Annotated in this window: 10 protein-coding genes; 9 read left to right on the forward strand and 1 reads right to left on the reverse strand. The window is 44.2% G+C overall.

The genetic code is table 11. The features are described 5' to 3' along the window. Positions 1 to 35: 35 nt before the first annotated feature. Genes BMX56_RS27760 through BMX56_RS27780 form a run of 5 tightly spaced genes read left to right on the forward strand, consistent with a single transcriptional unit; the run spans position 36 to position 11216 of the window. Positions 36 to 2405, forward strand: coding sequence for a PDZ domain-containing protein (locus BMX56_RS27760; protein ID WP_090652976.1), 2370 nt, complete (start codon positions 36 to 38; stop codon positions 2403 to 2405). Between the two features lie 13 nt (positions 2406 to 2418). Then, a complete protein-coding gene (locus BMX56_RS27765) occupies positions 2419 to 4506 on the forward strand; it encodes a discoidin domain-containing protein (protein WP_090652977.1) in 2088 nt (695 codons plus the stop codon). A 40-nt stretch (positions 4507 to 4546) separates the two neighbouring features. Further along, entirely contained in the window at positions 4547 to 7030 is a 2484-nt protein-coding gene (gene galA, locus BMX56_RS27770) for a beta-galactosidase GalA (RefSeq protein ID WP_255369944.1), read from the forward strand. A gap of 40 nt (positions 7031 to 7070) precedes the next feature. Further along, the gene (locus BMX56_RS27775; protein ID WP_218152503.1) at positions 7071 to 9515 is read left to right on the forward strand and encodes a glycoside hydrolase family 2 TIM barrel-domain containing protein; all 2445 of its coding nucleotides are present in this window, start codon (positions 7071 to 7073) and stop codon (positions 9513 to 9515) included. 27 nt (positions 9516 to 9542) lie between these two features. Beyond that, the gene (locus tag BMX56_RS27780) at positions 9543 to 11216 is read left to right on the forward strand and encodes a GH35 family beta-galactosidase (RefSeq protein WP_090652979.1); all 1674 of its coding nucleotides are present in this window, start codon (positions 9543 to 9545) and stop codon (positions 11214 to 11216) included. Between the two features lie 123 nt (positions 11217 to 11339). Here BMX56_RS27780 and BMX56_RS30635 read toward each other — a convergent pair whose 3' ends face one another. Further along, a complete protein-coding gene (locus BMX56_RS30635) occupies positions 11340 to 11825 on the reverse strand; it encodes a helix-turn-helix transcriptional regulator (protein WP_090652980.1) in 486 nt (161 codons plus the stop codon). Positions 11826 to 12292: 467 nt separating this feature from the next. Here BMX56_RS30635 and BMX56_RS27790 point away from each other — a divergent pair, with 467 nt between their 5' ends. The 4 genes from BMX56_RS27790 to BMX56_RS27805 all read left to right on the forward strand — a co-directional run bounded on the left by BMX56_RS27790 (position 12293) and on the right by BMX56_RS27805 (position 20545). Next, positions 12293 to 16114, forward strand: coding sequence for a DUF5977 domain-containing protein (locus BMX56_RS27790; RefSeq protein WP_177183946.1), 3822 nt, complete (start codon positions 12293 to 12295; stop codon positions 16112 to 16114). A 60-nt stretch (positions 16115 to 16174) separates the two neighbouring features. Further along, positions 16175 to 19669: a DUF6443 domain-containing protein gene (locus tag BMX56_RS27795; protein WP_090652982.1), complete on the forward strand. Its 3495-nt coding sequence runs from the start codon at positions 16175 to 16177 to the stop codon at positions 19667 to 19669. Between the two features lie 21 nt (positions 19670 to 19690). Beyond that, positions 19691 to 19969 (forward strand): hypothetical protein, encoded by a 279-nt coding sequence (locus tag BMX56_RS27800; protein ID WP_090652983.1) that lies wholly within the window; start codon positions 19691 to 19693, stop codon positions 19967 to 19969. Positions 19970 to 20362: 393 nt separating this feature from the next. Next, the gene (locus BMX56_RS27805) at positions 20363 to 20545 is read left to right on the forward strand and encodes a hypothetical protein (protein ID WP_090652984.1); all 183 of its coding nucleotides are present in this window, start codon (positions 20363 to 20365) and stop codon (positions 20543 to 20545) included. Positions 20546 to 20617: the final 72 nt, after the last annotated feature.

The raw sequence follows: 20617 nt of genomic DNA on the forward strand, positions 1-20617 counted from the left end.
CGTCAACATACGGGGTAATTCTTAAATAGCACTAAATGCAAAAAGTTAAGAACTTAATAATAACAGCGGTTTTATTTGCTGCGTTTTTATGGCCGGTCGGCAGCAACGCGCAAACAAATTTATATGTTTCCCTCAGCGGCAATGATAGCAATCCGGGTACGCAAAGCAAGCCATTTGCTTCTATAAACCGTGCAATGATCACGGCGAGGAAAGTTTTCGGCACCGTTTTCATCAGGCTTTACGGAGGCACATATTATTTGAGCGATCCTGTTGTGTTCAGTGCTGCCGACTCAAGGAAGGATAATGAACCCCTGACTTTGACGACTGTTGACCATCAGGAGGTGATCATAAGCGGCGGCGCTAAATTAGACGGCCTGAATTGGACAGCATACAAAAATGGTATCTGGCAGGCTAAGGTCGGTCATGACTTTGTTTTTGATGAACTGTTTGTGAACGGAAAATTGCAGCATATGGCCCGTTATCCAAACTATGATCCTTCGGCACAGTTTCTTGGTGGCGCAGCAGCCGATGCTATCAGCAAAGAACGAGCTGCAAGGTGGAAGTCGCCCGCGGGTGGGTATGTGCATGCATTGCACAGTGCCAGGTGGGGCGATTTTCATTATATCATAACCGGGAAGGACAGCAGTGGTAACCCTATATTGGAAGGGGGCTGGCAAAATAACCGGCGTTCGGGTATGCATGAAAAATACCGTTATGTAGAGAATGTTTTTGAAGAGCTTGATACCGTCAACGAATGGTTTTATAACAAGAAAACGAAAATCTTATATTATTTCCCACCTAAAGGCCTTGATTTAAAAACTGCAAAGTTTGAAACGCCGCAGATTGCCCATTTATTTGAATTTAAAGGGACGGAAGAAAAGCCGGTTAAAAACATTGCTATCTCCGGGCTTACATTAACAGGAACGGTACGCACCTTTATGCAGAACAAGGAGCCGTTGCTGCGCAGCGACTGGACAATTTACCGGGGTGGGGCCGTGTTATACGAAGGAGCAGTACATTGCCGTCTGGCAAATTGTGTGCTGCGTGATTTGGGCAACAACGCCGTTTTTTTTAGCAAATTCAACCGGGACTGTGAAGTGTCAGGGTGCCGGATTTTCGAAATCGGTGCAAGCGGAATTTGTTTTGTCGGCGACCCGGGTGCGGTGCGTTCGCCCAGTTTTGAATATAACGAGTACATACCACCGGCGGAAATTGACCGTACACCCGGGCCAAAAACAAACAATTACCCAAAAGACTGTAAAGTTTATGATAACCTGATGTTTAACCTCGGTTATGTAGAAAAACAATCAGCGGGGGTGGAGCTCTCCATGTGTCAGGACATTGTTGTAAGCCACAATACCATTTACGATGTACCCCGCGCAGGCATCAACGTAAGCGAAGGAACGTGGGGAGGGCATATCATTGAATATAACGATTTGTTTAATACAGTCAAGGAAACCGGAGACCATGGATCATTTAATTCCTGGGGACGCGATCGTTACTGGCAGGCCGATAAGAAAAAACTTGACTCGATTGTTGCCGAAAATCCCGGCATAGCACTCCTTGATGCGGTAAAGCCGATTATTCTTCGTAACAACCGGTTCCGCTGCGACCATGGTTGGGATATTGACCTGGACGATGGATCCAGCAACTATCTTATTTACAATAATCTGTGCTTAAACGGGGGGATCAAGCTGCGGGAAGGCGTAAGCCGTGTTGTTGAAAACAATATCATGGTCAATAATACTTTTCATCCCCATGTATGGTTTAAAAATAGTGGCGACCTGTTTCGTCATAATATCGTTGGAACAGGATACTTGCCTATCGGTATTGCTACCTGGGGAAAAGAGGTTGATTACAACGATTTTCCTGATTCCGTTTCATTGGCTGAAGCACGTTTGCGCGGAACGGATAGTCATTCGGTGCATGGCCCCCTAACCTTTGAAAATCCCGAAAGAGGAGATTTTCGTGTGAAACAAGGTGCTGCGGCGTTGTCCGCCGGATTCAAAAACTTCGCGATGGATAGTTTCGGCGTTGTTTCGGCGCGGCTGAAGGCCATTGCCAAAAAGCCAATCTTCCCGGCAGTTGTAATTGCTAATAATTTAAGTAAAGATGATATAACAGATTTTATGGGTGCCAGGGTCAAAAACCTGGGCACTGCTGGCGAGCAATCTGCAACCGGCATGGATCAAATAAGAGGCGTGTTGGTGCTCTCAGTTACCCATGGATCGGCTGCATCAAAATTGCTTCAGGCGAATGACGTCATACTGACTTTTAATGGCAGGCAGGTTAACAACCTTAAAGATTTGCTGGAAGCCCGGAGCGCGGTGACCGGGAAAAATACCGAAATAGTGATCTTTCGCAACCAACACCAGTTGAAGCAAAAGATTGAAATAAAGATGTAATCAATATAAATTTATGAATAGAAATTTTTTCCTGGGAATCGTTTTTTCTTTATGCTCAGCAGTGTTTTGCAGTGCTCAAATCAGCGCCCCCAAACCATTTGGCCCGGTGCCAACCAGTAATCAACTGCGTGTGCAACAAATGGAATCTTATGCATTTGTGCACTTTTCATTGAATACCTATACCGATCAGTCCTGGGGATTTGGTAACGAAGATGTGAATTTGTTTAATCCAAAAGATCTGGATTGCCGTCAATGGGCACGCACCTGCAAAGAAGCAGGTATGAAAGGAATCATCATTACCGCAAAACATCATTGCGGTTTTTGCCTTTGGCCATCAAAATATACGGCGTATTCTGTTAAAAATTCGCCATGGAAAAATGGCAAAGGCGATGTGGTGAGGGAAATGGCCGATGCCTGTAAAGAATATGGTTTGAAACTGGGCATTTATTTATCGCCCTGGGACAGAAACAACCCTGATTATGGTAAACCGGAATACATTACCTATTTCAGGAACCAGCTCACAGAACTGCTAACTAATTACGGGCCTATTTTCGAAGTATGGTTTGATGGTGCTAATGGCGGGTCGGGGTATTACGGCGGCGCTAACGAAACCCGTACCATCGACCGGACAACCTATTACGACTGGAAGAATACTTATGCGCTTATCCATAAACTGCAGCCGAATTGTGTAATCTGGAACGATGGTGGCGATAGGGGCGATCTTCGTTGGGTGGGAACGGAAGCAGGTTATGTAGGCGAAACCAATTGGAGCCTGCTTAATGCGACTGGTGATGTGCCCTACAATATGCTACATTACGGTTTGGAGAACGGTAATAGGTGGGTGGCCGCCGAAGTAAATACATCCATCCGGCCGGAGTGGTTTTATCATCCTGCTGAAGACACTAAGGTAAAGACGTTGCCCCAGCTGATGGATACCTACTATCACTCCATTGGCCGTAATGCTACTTTCCTCCTTAACTTCCCTATTATGCCCAATGGTTTGATTAACGAAAGAGATGAAAAAGCCGCCTCGGAATTTGGCCAAGCGGTTAAGGAAGCCTTTGCGGTAGACCTTGCTAAAATAAAGAAAACAACCGCTTCCAATATTCGGGGCAACAATAAGGAATTTGGCGCAGGTAAAGCTGTCGATAATAATAAAGACACTTATTGGGCAACAGACGATGATGTAAAAACTGCTTCGTTGACTATCGATTTGGGCAAGCCAACTACATTCAATCGTTTCCTGGTGCAGGAGTATATCCAGTTGGGCCAAAGGGTGAAGGCATTCACGGTTGAAGCCCTTGTTGATGGTAACTGGAAAGAAGTAGCCAACGCAACAACCATTGGGTACAAGCGCATCCTTACTTTCCCGAGTGTGAGTGCCACAAAGGTTCGGTTAAATATTACGGATTCAAAAAGTTGTATTGTTATTTCCAATATCGGTGTTTATGATGCGCCGCAGATTTTAACTGCTCCTTCTATAATCAGGGACCAGTCCGGTAAAATCATTATAACCCCGGCAGATAAGGAATCGGTAGTTTACTACACATTGGATGGAAGTGCACCTACCACGGCTTCAAAAAAATATACCGGGGCGTTTCAAACAGATGGGAAATTGGATGTAAAGGCAATTGCCGGCGACCCTGCCACGGGCAAAAGCAGCCCTGAAGTTGAGGAGAAATTTGACCAACCCCGCACGGATTGGAAAATTTTAGGAGTAAGCGACGAAAAGGCTAACGAGATTTTAGATGGAGATCCTGCTACAGTATGGCACCAGGGTAAGGACAAAAAAATGCCGGTTGATTTGGTGATCGACCTGGGAAAAGAAGAAACCCTGTCTGGTTTCAGGTATTTGCCCGATCCGGGTTTGTGGGGCCCTGGCATTATTACAACTTATCAATTTTACGTATCTGCCGACGACAAAGAATGGAAACTGGTTGATGAAGGAGAGTTCCCCAATATCAAAAACAACCCGCTGATACAAATTAAAAACTTTGCAGCTGTAAAGGCTCGCTATATTAAATTGAGGGCTTTGAAAAATACGGAAGGCAACGATAATACAGGATATGCCGAAGTGGATGTAATTACAAGCCAACCCTAATGTTATCGTCCGGTCTTTAAGGAGCCGGTTATCTATTTAAATGATGAATACACATAGTCATACTAATAATCAGTTATTTAATATGCTACTGCGGGGGATTGCACTCTTGTTTGCAGCTTTATTAGCGTTAAATGTAACAGCGCAAAACAGAGCAACCGCGCCATCAGCAAGAGCGAAAGATAATTTTGACTTCAACTGGCAGTTCCACAAAGGCGATATCGCTATCAAACGGGCAGTTAAAGCTGCCGGATATGGTGGCTTAACAGATATCAATGTCAAAGTTGAAACAAATAAAGAAGCCATTGTTGCTTATACCGATGTTGATAAAGCAGCTACTTTCAAACCCGAAGACTGGAAGGAAGTAAACCTTCCGCATGATTGGTGTGTGGAGGGGACTTTTGTTAACGATAAATCAATCGGCAGCTCGCCTGCTGTTAGCGGATATTTGCCTGGTGGGATAGGTTTTTACAGAAAAGAATTTGAAATACCGGAAACAGATAAAGGAAAAAAAATATCTATCGAATTTGACGGGATTTTCAGGAATAGTACTGTTTGGGTCAATGGTCAGCTCTTAGGCAGCCACCAAAGTGGTTACACACCCTCAAACTATGATTTGACAGATGTTTTGCGTTACGGTAACGAAGGCAAAAATGTTATTTTGGTAAAGGTTGATGCTACCGAATATGAAGGTTGGTGGTACGAAGGGTGCGGAATTTACAGGCACGTTTGGCTCAATAAAACCGACAAGCTCCATGTTGACCGGTTTGGTACTTATGTTACTACATCTGTAGTTTCGCCCGGTGAAGCTGATGTAAACGTAAAAACCAATATTAAAAACGAATACGGCTTAGTTAAAAACATTAAACTCACCTCTAAAATTGTCGATAATAAAGGAGTCGTGCTTAACACAATAACTTCATCTCAGGTAATTGAGCCGTTTAGCACATCCGAACTTTCACAAAAAGCAGTTATTCAAAAACCCTTGCTTTGGGCGCCCGAAACACCAATTCTTTACAAAGTACTCACAGAAGTTTTTGAAAACGGGATTGTCATCGATAATTACGAAACAACTTTTGGGGTTAGGACTATCGAAATAAACCGGAATGGTGTATTTTTAAACGGGAAGCTTTACCCGGTGAAGGGCACTTGCAACCACCAGGATTTTGCCGGGATTGGCGTGGCCCTTCCTGATAAAATAAACGAATACAAATTAAAGTTGCTCAAAGAAATGGGTAGCAATGCTTATCGTTGTTCCCATCATCCCCCCACGCCGGAACTGCTTGATATGTGCGACAGGATGGGGTTACTTGTGTTGGATGAGAATCGTATGTTGTCCAGCTCTGAAGAAGGGATAGCGGATTTGAAATCCATGTTATACAGGGATCGCAACCATCCGTCGATATTTATGTGGAGTATGGAAAATGAGGAATGGATTCAAGGTACAGTAACCGGGGCCAGGATACTAAGAACACTGGTTGATGTCACTCATAAAATAGACCCAACGCGTCCTGTCACTGCCGCCATGAATCATGGACGGAACGAAGGTGGTTATAGCGATGTCCTGGATGTTGTAGGATATAACTATGGCGACAAAGGGCTGGCGTATGTGAAAGACCATGAAAAATATCCCAACCGGGCTGAGTTTTGTACAGAGTCCACAAGTTTCATTTCAACCCGTGGAGAGTATCAGAACGATTGGGGTAAAGGTTATGTGTCAAACCTCGGATTATGGCAACCCAACTGGGGGCCGCTGCCTGGTGAGGACTGGGCGGACATTGTTAAATATCCCTATCTGGGAGGCTTGTTTGTATGGACAGGTTTTGACTACCGTGGCGAGCCCACGCCGTACCAGTGGCCATGCGTTACATCTCATTTCGGTTTCATGGATATATGCGGCTTCCCTAAAGACGGATACTACGCGTACAAAGCGGCCTGGACAAATGAACCCGTAGTTCATATTTTCCCCCATTGGGACTGGCCCGGCAAAGATGGAGACAGCATTAAGGTGCATTGTTACACCAACTGCGACGAAGTAGAGTTATTGCTAAACGGAAAAAACATAGGCAGGCAAAAAACAACTCCTTATACCAAACTGATATGGGACCTTATATATAAACCCGGTAAATTGGAAGCCAGGGGATATAAAGGCGGAAAGTTGGTAACCAGGGACATTGTTGAAACAACAACTGGTCCCGCCCAATTAACCTTGAAGAGCGATTGCAACACCCTTAAAGCTGACGGTACCGACGTCGCTGTTATCCAGGTGGCACTTAAAGACGCCAAGGGAAGGGTAGTTCCTACAGCGGCGAACCTGGTAAAGTTTTCAATTGAAGGCCCGGGAACAATTATTGGCACAGGTAACGGTAACCCCAGCAGCCATGAACCGGATAAAGCCAGCCAGCGGATGGCCTTCAACGGATATTGCCTGGTGCTGGTGCAATCAAATAAACAGGCCGGGGAGATTCGGTTAAAAGCTCAATCTGATACCCTTAAAGGAGATGAGGTTGTTATTAAAGTCCAATAAGGTTAAAATATTATTTCTTCAAGCAAATTAAAAGATCACTATGAGGTTGCATAAAACTTACAATATTATATATCACGTTAAAGCAATGGTTACAGCCATGCTGTTTTTGGCTGTTAGCATAGCGTGCCAGGCTCAAAATTTGGTTAAAATTGAACGAAAACAGCTATTTGATTATAACTGGAAATTTTTTCAGGGAGATACCGCATCGGCAAAATCAAGAGATTTCAACGATAGGAGTTGGCGAAGCCTCGATTTGCCGCACGATTGGAGTATTGAAGGCAAAATAAGTCCTAAAAACCCCACGGGAGGCGCCGGCGGATATTTCCCGGCAGGTATTGGCTGGTACAGGAAAACCTTCAAAGTTCCTGGTGAATGGAAAGGCAAAAAAGTCTCCATTTATTTTGAAGGGGTTTACATGAATTCTGAAGTGTTTATCAATGGAAAATCACTTGGAATTTACCCTTATGGCTATTCGTCCTTTAGTTATGACCTTTCGCCTTTTTTGGACTTTAATAATGAAAATGTGATAGCGGTGCGGGTCGACAATTCGCAACAAGTAAACAGCAGGTGGTACAGTGGTTCTGGCATTTATCGCCATGTTTGGATGAATATTACCGACGCTGTGCATATAGCCAATTGGGGAGTCGCGATTACAACCCCTGACGTGTCTTCCAAAAAAGCAACTGTTCAAATAAAAACATTGGTAAAAAACGAAAGTGATTTGCCTCAAAATATTATTCTAAGCACCTGGTTAAAGGATGCAAATGCTAAAAATGCGGGAAATGGGCAAATAAAAATTGAACTGGCTGCAAATAGCGAGAAAGAAGTTGCGCAAACTATCATTGTAGCAACTCCGCAGCAATGGACGCCGGAATCACCCCGTTTATACGATGCTCAAATAAGTATCATCCTAAATAAAAATGTAGTTGACAAAACGGAAACGAGTTTTGGCATACGTTCGATAAAATTTACGCCCGAAAACGGTTTCCAGCTTAATGGCAAAACAGTCAAACTCAATGGTGGGTGTGTGCACCATGATAATGGTTGCCTGGGCGCCGCCGCTTTTGACCGGGCGGAAGAACGAAAGATTGAGTTACTCAAAGCAGCAGGCTTTAACGCGGTAAGAACTTCTCATAATCCACCTTCCGAAGCTTTTTTAAATGCTTGCGACAGGTTAGGTCTGTTGGTTGTTGATGAATCGTTTGATTGTTGGAGAATGGGCAAAAACAAACAGGACTATGCTCAATATTTCGCCCAATGGTGGAAACGCGACCTGGATGCTATGGTTTTGCGCGATCGTAATCACCCGTCAATTGTTATGTGGAGCATCGGTAACGAAATAGTGGAGAGGGGCAGCCCCGGATCTGTAGAGACCGCCAAAATGCTGGCCTCCGCCATAAAAAAAATAGATCCTGTTCGCCCGGTTACATCGGCCATAGTGGAAAATGGTAAGGAGTGGGCAACGCTTGATTCCCTTATGGCAGCCCATGATATCGCCGGTTATAATTATCATTTGTGGAACGCTGTTGCCGATCATAAACGCGTGCCTTCACGAATGATCGTTCAAACGGAGTCGTACCCCAGGGATGCTTTTGCAAACTGGAAGCTGGTAAAAAACAACAATTATGTTCTTGGGGATTTTGTTTGGACAGCTATGGACTATCTTGGAGAATCGGGGATAGGCCGTTGGTATTATTCAGGCGATGTCCCCGGTGAGCACTGGGAACATGATTTTTTCCCCTGGCACGGTGCTTATTGTGGCGACATTGATTTGATCGGGTGGAGAAAGCCGATTTCGCATTATCGGAGCCTGTTATATAATAATACCGAAAAACTCTACATGGCTGTTCGTGAACCTGAGCCGGATCCTTTGGAAATTAAAACAACGTGGTGGTCTGTATGGCCCACCTGGGAAAGCTGGACCTGGCCGGCGTATTTGGGAAAGGCCATTAAGGTAGAAGTTTATTCAAAGTATCCTAAGGTACGCCTGTACCTCAACGATAAACTCATTGGCGAAAAGCCTACTACTGATGAGCAGGAACATAAAGCTGAATTTACAGTGACATATTCGCCTGGCAGGCTTAAAGCTGTAGGTGTGGATAACGATAAGGAGATTGAGTCAACCGTTTTGCAAACCTCCGGCGATGCGGCAAAAATCAAACTAATGGCTGACCGGAAAGAGATAATAGCTAATGGGCAGGGTTTATCTTATGTTACCGTAGAGATAACCGACAAGGATGGTATACTGCAGCCAGATGCGGTGAACCGCCTGCTTTTCAAAATTGAAGGCCCCGGAGTAATCGCCGGAGTAGCCAATGCAGATATGAAAGATACGGACCCCTATGTTGGAAATACGCACAAAGCCTGGCACGGACGCGCGTTGGTTATAATTAAAAGCACTCATAGTTCAGGCGATATTAAATTGACGGTTACTTCCCCTGGGCTATCGGAGGCTATTTTAAATATTAAAACACTTGGGCATTAGCATCATGAACGGTGAAAGATTTATATTATGAAAAGATTTACGCTACTTACCCTTTTATTTTCTACGGTTTTTCAATTTAATTATTTAACGGCGCAGGAATTACCTCAATTGAAAAATGAGGGGAATATAACCAGGTTGTATGTTGATGGTAAGCCATTTATTATGGTTGCCGGGGAGTTGCATAACTCTACATCCTCCAATTTAACTTATTTAGTGCCCATTTTCCCCAAATTGAAAGAAATGGGCCTTAACACTGTGCTCGCATCCGTTGCATGGGAGCAATTGGAACCCCAGGAAGGTAAATTTGATTATTCTATTATTGATGGGATAATATCCCAGGCACGTGAAAGCAAACTAAAACTTTGTCTGCTATGGTTTGGAAGCTGGAAAAACGGGCTCTCTACCTATCCGCCACTTTGGGTAAAAAAAGATTTCAAACGCTTTTTTAAACTGAAGCAAAGTAACGGGAGCACCGGCGAAGTAATTTCGGCTTTTTGTAAGGAAGCGCAAATAGCAGATGCCAAGGCATTTGTGCAGTTAATGAAACGAATAAGGGAAGTAGATAAAGAACATACGGTAGTAATGATCCAAGCCGAAAATGAGGTTGGGGCATTCCAGGATATAGATTACAATAAACAAGCACTTGACTTATTTAAGTCTCAGGTTCCTGAGACCTTAATTCAGTATCTACAAAAAAACACGAATCATTTGAGCCCCGAAATGAAATATGTTTGGCAAAAAAACGGCAGCAAAACCAAAGGCACATGGTCCGAGATATTTGCCGATACAATGAAAAGTGCACAAAACTTTTTCATGACTTGGCAATATGTCAGGTATATAAATGAAATATGTCGCGAAGGCAAAAAAGAATTAAACCTTCCGATGTATGTCAATGCCTGGCTGGTTCAAAAATCTACTGATTTACCCGGGGTATATCCAAACGGAGGACCTGTATCCAGGGTAATGGATATTTACAAAGCTATAGCCCCCGATATCGATTTATGCGCCCCCGATATTTATGTACCTAACTATAAAGAAATATTGTCGATGTATCATCGGTCGGATAATCCACTTTTTATTCCCGAAAGCACTACTGAACAGTCCCGGGCTTTTTACGCCTATGCAGAACATGACGCCATTTGTTTTTCTCCTTTTGGGATAGAGTATGCTTATACTAATTTGGCTTATCGGCAGGCCATCTCTGTAATCAATGAATTAATGCCCTACATAATAAAATATCAGGGTACAGGTAAAATGCGGGGGTTTATGCGCACTAAAAGCTCCGTTGCCGACACGCTTATGTTTGGGGAGGATAAAGTAATTGTAGAATATAACAATTGGGACAATACGGGGTATGGCCTGGTTATTCAAACTGCGCCGGATGAATATTTAGTAGCAGGCATTACAGCACGATTAAAATTTGAATCAAAAAACCCATCAAAAAAAATCCGCATAGGCCAGGTGTTTGAAGGGGGATTTGAGGGAGAGAAGTGGGTAAGCTCCCGTATGCTCAACGGTGACGAAACCTGGCATCATGATTATCTTATTGTAACAGGGCGTAAAACAATGATTGCCCACACTTTAGAAGGACAAATAATTCCCCCGCAACCAGGGCCAGGCCAACCTGTATTGGAATCAGCTAAGAATACAGAAGTTCAGACTCCTGCTGTCTACAAAGTGATTACGTATGAAATGAAATGAACATATTCTTTTTGAAAAATCTCGATCTTAATTACCTCTTTGGGCAATTCAAAGTATCCTTTCCAAACATTCAAGGTCAGAGCAGGTGAACATGAAAGGATGTTTTAATAATTGGTATAGTTATTATAATAGATATAATTTTATATTATAAGCATTGATTATTTGCGCTTTACCTGAAGATTCCTTTTCTTTGTATAGAGGATTTACAACAGCCAAAAAATCGAATGTATAATTCGTGTAGTATGATTGTTTTCTGTTAGTTAAGATATTGATTATCAATGAAATAATATAGTTGGTTCGAATCCCTCCCTCACCGCTGAGACGATTATCAAAATGCATTAAAAGCCTGTAAATCAACTGATTTATAGGCTTTTTTAATCTGCCGAAATACTCAAAATATGTCCCAAAAGCCTGGCGGTTTTTTACCTGAGCCTTTCGGAAAATATTATAAATGTGCTTCTTTACCGTTTCCTCCGAAATGAACAAGCTGTCGGTAATTGCCTTTTTGTCCATTCCTTCAAAAAGCATCTGCACTATTTCAATTTCAGTTTTGGTTAATCCGTAACGATGGAAATTTTCCAGAAATATTTCAGTTGATTTGCCAACCATAGATAGTTTCAGAAGACGCTGGTACTCATAACGCGCCTTTTTGATGGATTTCCGTAATATTATTAACTAATGCGCATAATTTGTAGAATCATTGTTTACCCATAAGGTTTTTTATAAGATTTATTTTATGAGACTACATGAAGAATAATATCAAACGAAGTGCCTCTTTGTGTTATCTGATTTGTTGATTATTTAGCTTCAAAGGGAAATATCTTTAGTTATTAGACATTTTTTCAAAAAAATATCAAATGTATTTAAGACAATTATTACCTTTGAAATACTAAACATTTCACAGTGAAAAATTTAATACATCCCAGGTTCTTCAGTATGCCGCCATTTCAAATTTTCAGGTATTTCTTTTTAAAAGCATTTCATCTATAAGTTTGTATTTCCCGTACTAAATCCGCGCTATTGCCTGCAAGCTCTATGGCGTTTATTTACATATTAACCTTATAACAATTTTAAAAGTGAATCCTAAAACTTTCTATGCCCTTTTTTTGGCATGTATTTTTTCCATGCCATTATTCGCCCAGAAACAAGGTGTTGATGCCTATGCCGCAGCAATCGACTTTCTGCCTCCTCCGCCAAACGCAACTGCAATAACGCAACATGCAGACCTCGCACTCAATAAGAATACAGGAGCGCCCAACATTAACATTCCGCTTTATCCGATCAAGGGGAACAAGCTTAAACTCGGCATTGCGTTAAATTACGCATCGACGGGGATAAAGGTTGATGAAACCTCCTCGAGGGCCGGCATGGGCTGGTCGATAGAATTGGGTGGTGTTGTCACCCGGACGGTTAGAGGGTTTCCCGATGAATTACATACGCGATTAATCCCGCCCGTAATTCCGCTTAACTATTACGCACCGTCTATACTTTTTATGAGAAAGGCGGTTGCCGGCACACCACCTGATGGTGATGCCGAACCTGACCTTTTTAACTTCAGCATGAATGGCATTAGTGGCAGTTTTGTGCTTGACCAGAATATGCAGCCGGTAGTACTAAATGGCGAAAAATATAAGGTGGAAACTAACCTGATTGCCAATGCCAACTGGAACGTCAAAATTACTACTACCGATGGTATTATTTATTATTTCGGCGGCACGGGCGCAGTTGAACAAACCAAGCGCGAGTCAAGCGCAACCTGCGGCAAAAATTTGGCTGCGTACGTTCCGGTTAGCTGGTACCTGAAAAAGATTGAGCATCCCAACGGTGAGGTGATCACGCTGGCTTATACCCCGATATCTTACACCTATGATACCGGTTATACAGAATCTCAACGGACAGCTTGTAATTACTGCAGTACAACAACCCCCGTTAACTATTGTGTTACCCTTGTTAATACCCAGGGCGTTTTACTAAGCTCCGTTACCAGCAGCACTAATCAGACGCTTACCGTAACTTATAAAGACCGGACTGACGGCAATGACAAACTGATCGATTATATCCAGTATAGCGGTCCGGATGGCAACGTTGGTAAATTCGTGTTCGACCACTTTACACAAACGGCCAATACAAGTTTGGCAAATAACTACAACTTTGGTTATGACAAGGCTCCCTATTTGTCTTCTTTAAAAGAGTACTCATCTACAGGTACCCTGGTCAACCAGCATTTATTTTACTATAATGATCCTGCCGCAAGGTCTCCGCGGCTTTCCTATTCACAGGACCACTGGGGATATTTCAACGGCGTACGGAACGCAACAACATCCCTGCCAAGGCCCGCTACCGCTAACGGAAGGGCAAATTTCCCCACAGCCAATGCCGATCGCGAGGCAAGGGAAGGTCTGGCAGCAAAAGGCTTGCTCTGCAAAATTATTTATCCAACCGGGGGAATGGATAGTATTGTGTACGAAACAAACAAGTATCAGGCCCCTGCACCAAAACCGTCACATACATTATATGGTAATGTTACAGGTTCGGGGGCACATAACACCGTCACGACCAATTACTCGTTTACGATTGCAGAGCAGCAAACCATAGATCTTAACTTTAATATAACTTTCAACGGCTCATTCATTGATAGTCTTCACAATACGGCCAGCATAAGGATTAGCAACGCTTCAGGAATAAATATTTATAATAATACTTATTTGCCGAATTATAGCCGGAACCAATCTTTTGACCTTCCAGCCGGAACGTATAATATGGAATTAAAGGCGAACGGATCGGCAGTGACCATGAATGCCAATGTTACGTTTAAAGCCCAGTCGGCGTCTTCATCGGAAACCATAGAAAAGCTGACCGGAGGCTCACGTGTCAAAACCATTTTAACTTACGCCGCTGGCAGCCCTGCAAAAGTGCATCGCTATTACTATGGTTATCTGGAGTCGAAGGATAAGTCATCTTTACCTTTACCTGTAACACCGGTTTATGAGGTCAGTAACACCACTTCTGAGACCTGCTCCGGACAGCAGCATGTTTGTGATGGTGCCGCCTTGTACTCAAGTTCGCTGGCGAACCTTTATAGCTATGGTGCATCGGCGATCAGCTATCCTGCCGTATTGGAAAGTTTTGGTGATAATTTTGAAATGGGGGGTATTTATTCTTTGTTTAAGGTGGTTCCGGACGAATCCGGCGAAGTCATTTATATGAGGAATTTCCCTGGTGCGCCTAAAAGTAATAAAAGCATTTTGGGTAACGGCAAACTGCTTGAAGAAAGGATTTTAAAAAACAACGGGACGGCCACCCTGATTCCGGTTAAATCAAGCCTGTACTCTTATAAGATTGATCCCGCCGAAAATAGTGTGGTTTACGGTTACGCCGCACGGGAGCAGTTTACGCCTGCGTTTACAATAAACGAATCAGACCCTAATCCAATAACCGGCGGCCCGAACCCGCTGCTGGACCCCTGGGACTGTGTGATGTATAAAGCCCAGGCCGCCTGGGTTTATAATGACCGGCTGATCGTGACAACTTATGATCAGAATGGGCTTAACCCTGTTTCGGATACAACGGATTACCAATATAATAATTCAACCCACAGGCAACTTACTGCTACTATAACCCACGGTACAGGCGGCGTCATCCGCAGTGAACAATTGCAGTATCCGCAGGATTATAGCGGGCAGGCGGTGTATACAGCAATGATCAGCAAGAATATAATATCACCGGTAGTGGACGTTGCCCGCTATAAAGGTTCAACCAAACTTTCGGAAACCAAGATTAATTACGCAGATTGGTCGAACGGAAATTATGAACTGGCCTCAGTACAAACCGCCTTTAATAACGGCGCGTTCGTTACTGATGGGACGATAGAGTCCTATAATACCGCGGGCAATATTAAACAATACAAAGGCAAATCAGGTGTTCCAACCGCAATTATATGGGGAGGCCCATATGGGCAGTATCCTGTTGCCAAGGTAGAGGGGGCTACCTATGCACAGGCAGCGGCCTTTCTTACCGTAGCAGAATCCGCGTTAAATACTTCTGACCAGGCACTGATTAAAACCCAGATCGACCAGATAAGGACGGGCCTCCCGCTGGCCAGGGTGAGTACCTATACCTATAAACAAAAAGTAGGCGTTGCCAGTATTACCGATCCGCGAAAAGATATCAAAAGTTTCGTTTATGACAGTAAGGACCGCTTTGCAACATTATTGGACCGCAGCGGCTATATAGAAGACAAATACGATTACAATTTTGGCATACCGCAGGCAGGGAATATAGGTACGTTTTATAATGACCCGATGGGGCAGAATTTTACCTGCCAGTCTTGTGCTACAGGTTACACCGGCAATGTTATTAACTATAACTTGCCGGCAGGGACTGTTTTTTCAACTGTATCTGTTCAGGACGCGAATACGAAGGCAGCCGCGCTTTTGCAGGCGCAGGGGCAGGCATACGCCAATCAAAACGGTAGTTGTACAAAAAACGCGCCTGTGTACTGGAATACCGTTCAAACGCGCACGCTGACTAAAAACAACTGCCCCGCCAATTACACAGCTGGCACGGCAACTTATACGGTACCGGCCAATACCTATTCTGCAACAACGCAGGAATATGCCAATGCCCTGGCTGTAAATGACCTTCAGCTGAATGCCCAAACATGGGTGAATAATAATGCAACGTGTACGTCGAATTGTATTCCGGCAAATTGTACCAGCGAAGGCACCAAGTGTGTGAACGGGCTTTGCGAAACAGGTGCGAAAATTATTGAAAGCTCGGTACAGATTCATGGCAGCGTTTGGCAGTGTACCTACCACTACCAGTGGAGCGATAATTCCGTATCAGGAACTTACACCGGAACCTCTTCAACCCCATGTGTCGGCACCGGGATAGAGTAGTGAGGTATACCAAACCGTGACAATTAATTTAACGAGCAACAAACACATTAACCTGCAACAATGAACCCTATCATATTAACAAGCATAAGAAAAGTAATATTCAGCCTGCTTTGTTGTATTGTTCTTTTAACAGATACATCAACACTGTTTGCCCAAAACTATATACGCAGACGTACGCCAAGGGACTATTTTACAACAGACGCCGCTCTTGACGCTGCTACTGCCAACGCCGCAAAGGTGCAAAGCGCCTATCAATATTTTGACGGCCTGGGCAGGCCTTTACAAACCGTGACGGTTAAGGGTAATCCTGATGCCACAAAAGATATCATCCAGCCCTTTGCCTATGACCAGTTTGGCCGCGAGACCAGGAAGTTCCTGTCTTATTCAATTGTCAATACTTCAGGTACCTACCGGCCAGACGCGCTGGTGGGTACAAATGGCTACAGCAACAGCGCACAGAAGTTATTCTATTCCAATTCAGGCCTGGGTTATAAGGAAACAACAACGCCGTATGCAGACGTGATAACTGAAGCATCGCCATTGAACCGTATGTATGAGCAGGGCGCTCCCGGAGATACGTGGCAGCCAGGCACAAGGACGGCTACCGGCGGGCGAACGGCCGTTACCGAATACGGTACCAATAACCAGGTTGTTTTCCCTGCTACACTTACCGGGAATGCCGGCAGCCAGCGGGTAGTTTATTATTATGTGGATGCCTCCGGTAATTTATCCAGGGGGACAGGCGTCAATGAATATTTTGCCAATGGCCAGCTTTATCTAACCACAACGAAAGACGAAAACTGGGACGCTGCTGACGGTTGCTTTGGTATTACCGAAGAGTACAAGAACAAAGAAGGGCAGGTGATCCTGAAACGTACCTATAACAGGGCGGCCGCAGCACAAATGCTGTCGACTTATTATGTGTATGATGACCAGGGCAATCTGCGTTTTATCCTTCCGCCCGGAAGCCTTCCTGATGCTGCAAAACCAGTAAACGATTACCTGGATAATTTTTGCTTTCAGTATAAGTATGATGACCGGAACCACCAGGTGCAAAAACGTATTCCGGGCAAGGGCTGGGAATTTATGATTTATAACAAACTGGACCAGGTGGTCATGACACAGGATCCCTTACAGCGTAACAAAGCACCCCAGGAATGGAGCATCACCAAATACGATATGTATGGTAGAATCGTAATTACCGGTATTTACCAGGATGCGGGCACCACGGCTGATAATAATGCCAATACCCCGTCACTTACACGTCTGACTGCGCTGCAAAGCTCGGTAACCAATCAAACTGGTACCCTTTGGGAAACACGGAACAGTGCCGGCACAGAAGGCTATACCATAGCGGCATTTCCCTTAACATGGTATGCCTCACTTATTATCAATTATTATGATGATTATTCCGGTATCCCCAATGTTCCGGCTACCTTTGCCACACCGGCCAATGCCAGTACCATGACCAAGGGCCTGCTGACCTGTACCCGCACCAATGTGCTGGGCCTTACAGGGGCTGCAAGTACGCTTTATTTCTTTAACTTTTATGATAACGATGGCAGGGTCACTACAACCTATAAACAGCATTATTACAGCGGCGCCGTTTCGAACAATAACTATGATAAAATAACCAATACGTATAATTTTAATGACCAGCTAACTACGGCAACCCGGCAACATTATATCAACGTATCGGGCAGCCCGGTGCTGAAAGTTGCCGTAGCCGACCAGCATATCTACGATCACGTGGGCAGGAAGATAAAAAGCTGGCAGACGCTTACGGGTACTCCCCGGACCTTGCTGAGCAGCGTAGTTTATAATGAAGTAGGACAGCTCCGGACCAAATACCTGCATATCACGGATACAGTAACCAACAATTTCAAACAGCAAATTGATTATGCGTACAACGAGCGCGGCTGGCTCAAAACCATTAATAAAGACGCGGTTACCTCACCGACCGCCACCAAGGTATTTGGTATGGAATTGTATTACCAGGACGCCGTGAACAAACAATATAATGGCAATATTGGTAGTATCGACTGGCATACAAAGGTGCCGACCGGATCGGGGCTGTATGACCAAATTCAGAAGTATGGCTACACTTACGATGATATCGACAGGCTCACATTGGCACAGTATAATCCCGCGCTCACCAACCAGGATAAGTTCAACGAGGAGATATCCTATGACGTTATGAGTAACATCATTACGTTGAAAAGGAAGAATAGTACCACTGCGGGGGCATACCTGAACAACCTGTCCTATAATTATTCATCGACAAGCATTGGTAACAGGCTGTGGAGCGTGACAGATGGTACAACACCCTATACTTATACCTATGACCTGAACGGCAACGTCCTGACCGATACGCGTAACCAGATCACCAATATCGCTTACAACCTGTTGAACCTGCCGCAGGCGGTTACCCGGACGCCGGGGAATATGACCTACACCTATGATGCCGAGGGGGAAAAGCTCAAAAAGGTTTCAGGGGGTATTACAAGGGAATATATAGACGGTATTGAATATAATAATGGGACACTGGAATTCGTTGCTACCGAGGAAGGAAGGGCGATCCCCGTTGGTGCGGCTTACAGCTATGAGTATTATCTTAAAGACCATTTGGGCAACACCAGGGCAGGCCTCAAACAGGATGGTTCCATCACCCAGGTACAGGACTATTATGCTTACGGCCTGATAATGAATCCTGGCAATGCATACTCCGGTTCGCCAGTCAACAATTATAAATATAACGGAAAGGAAAAACAGGAAGAAACAGGTCAGTATGATTATGGCGCAAGGTTCTATGATCCGGCTATCGGTAGATGGACGAGTGTAGACCCAAGTGCAGATGATGAGGACCAGGAATTAGAAAGCCCTTATGCTTATGTTGCTAATAACCCGATTACAAGAACCGACCCGGACGGGCGTATCTGGAATTATATCGCAGGGGCTGTGGTGGGTGCGGGAATTGAGTATCTTAGCCAGGTGGCCGGAAATGTTATCGAATACGGAAAACTTGACAGATACGCCCTGACGCATGTTGACGGTGGAAAGATCGCATTAGCGGGACTTGCCGGAGCGGCGGGAGTGGGAATTGCCTCTGGTTTTTCGAAACTTGCAACGGTCGGTAAATTGGCCAGAATTGCTGCCAGCTCAAAAAATGCGGCTACTGTTGTTAAAACAGCCGTCGCGGTGACCAGTGATATCGTATCGGGTGTAAGCGGTAAAGTAATTCAGGGAGAAAAAATAACTACTGCCAGTGTTTTAACTGATGTCGCGACCGGCTTTGCCGGTAGAAGTATCGAGGGGCTGGTTAAAACAGGGATCCACGCTTCAGCTCCGAAAAAGGCAGCAGCTTTGACTGAAAAAGCGAAAGCCGCAAAGCGGTGGGCAACGGCTTTAAAAAGCAAACGAAGCATTATCGACGCAAAGAAAGCGGCAAAAGCTGCTGAAGAATTCGGCGCTGTAAGAGCGGCGACGTCGGCAGGGGTCGCTACCGGGGTAGTTACAAAAGCTTACGAAGCGGTAACAGCAGACAAGAAAAATTAAGTTAACCTTAAATGACAAAAAATGAGTAATATTTTAGAATCAAAATTAGTTTTTCAGATCCTGGTGGGGTGCGCAATTTTCATCCCCTTCTTTTTAATCGCTAAAGTTTATTTGATTATTAAAACATCTGACTGGTCAATTTTTAATATCATATTGATTTCTCTGGCAGTTTTGGTGCTTGTGTTCATCTTTTTTTTCGCTTTTTCCGAGCGCCAGCGACTAGCGATGGCTGTATTCGTTGGGGGCTTAATCGTGATTATCGGAGGCCTTTTAATTGCCAGGCAGATCATCAAAAGATAATGCTGACTATGGATTGACTAATTGCAGGGGGCGGTAAATATGCCGGCATTATTGCACGGATGGCCTATTCATCTGACCTGCGCGGTTTTTGCCGTTTTGTGATATCAACAGGTATGCAATTTTGCCTCTGCTGGAGGTGTAGCCGGGTACCTGATCAGATACGCAGGCAAGCCAAAATTTATAACAAAGAGGCTGTATCATCTGGTGCAGCCTCTTTGTTTTAGGCTGATTTATGGGCTAGCTGATACACGGCTGCGGCACCAGGCTTACCATGGGTTTTTTAAGGTGGTAATCACTTGATTTATTTATATTGTTGATTTCTTATTCCAGGTAGTGGCCCCGCAAACCAAACGATTTACACAAAATTTCATTCGTAATTGGTACCAGTCCCTGATGCAGGAGCAGATCGATACGGCTAGGCTTGACGCGTTGGTCAGGAGCCAGGAAATGATCAATAAAGGTGCGAAAGCCAAACTATCGACCCGCTCGGGAGAATTTTCGGGCTGGGTTGGTATTGGCGAGATCAATTACCGTTTCCCGCAAGCGAGAACGATATTTAACGTGAGTTCGGGATAAGAAAAGTGTATAAAAAGAGAGCAAAGGGCATGGTTTTTGTTTATAAATAGTTGACAATCAATTTATTAACTA

The organism is Mucilaginibacter sp. OK283, assembly GCF_900110415.1.
In the GTDB taxonomy this organism is placed as follows: domain Bacteria; phylum Bacteroidota; class Bacteroidia; order Sphingobacteriales; family Sphingobacteriaceae; genus Mucilaginibacter.

Coding starts and splice junctions, on each gene's coding strand:
- BMX56_RS27795 (WP_090652982.1), top strand. CDS start 16,175: ATGAACCCTATCATATTAACAAGCATAAGAAAAGTAATATTCAGCCTG.
- BMX56_RS30635 (WP_090652980.1), bottom strand. CDS start 11,825: ATGGTTGGCAAATCAACTGAAATATTTCTGGAAAATTTCCATCGTTAC.
- BMX56_RS27780 (WP_090652979.1), top strand. CDS start 9,543: ATGAAAAGATTTACGCTACTTACCCTTTTATTTTCTACGGTTTTTCAA.
- BMX56_RS27765 (WP_090652977.1), top strand. CDS start 2,419: ATGAATAGAAATTTTTTCCTGGGAATCGTTTTTTCTTTATGCTCAGCA.
- galA (WP_255369944.1), top strand. CDS start 4,547: ATGATGAATACACATAGTCATACTAATAATCAGTTATTTAATATGCTA.
- BMX56_RS27800 (WP_090652983.1), top strand. CDS start 19,691: ATGAGTAATATTTTAGAATCAAAATTAGTTTTTCAGATCCTGGTGGGG.
- BMX56_RS27760 (WP_090652976.1), top strand. CDS start 36: ATGCAAAAAGTTAAGAACTTAATAATAACAGCGGTTTTATTTGCTGCG.
- BMX56_RS27805 (WP_090652984.1), top strand. CDS start 20,363: ATGCAGGAGCAGATCGATACGGCTAGGCTTGACGCGTTGGTCAGGAGC.
- BMX56_RS27775 (WP_218152503.1), top strand. CDS start 7,071: ATGAGGTTGCATAAAACTTACAATATTATATATCACGTTAAAGCAATG.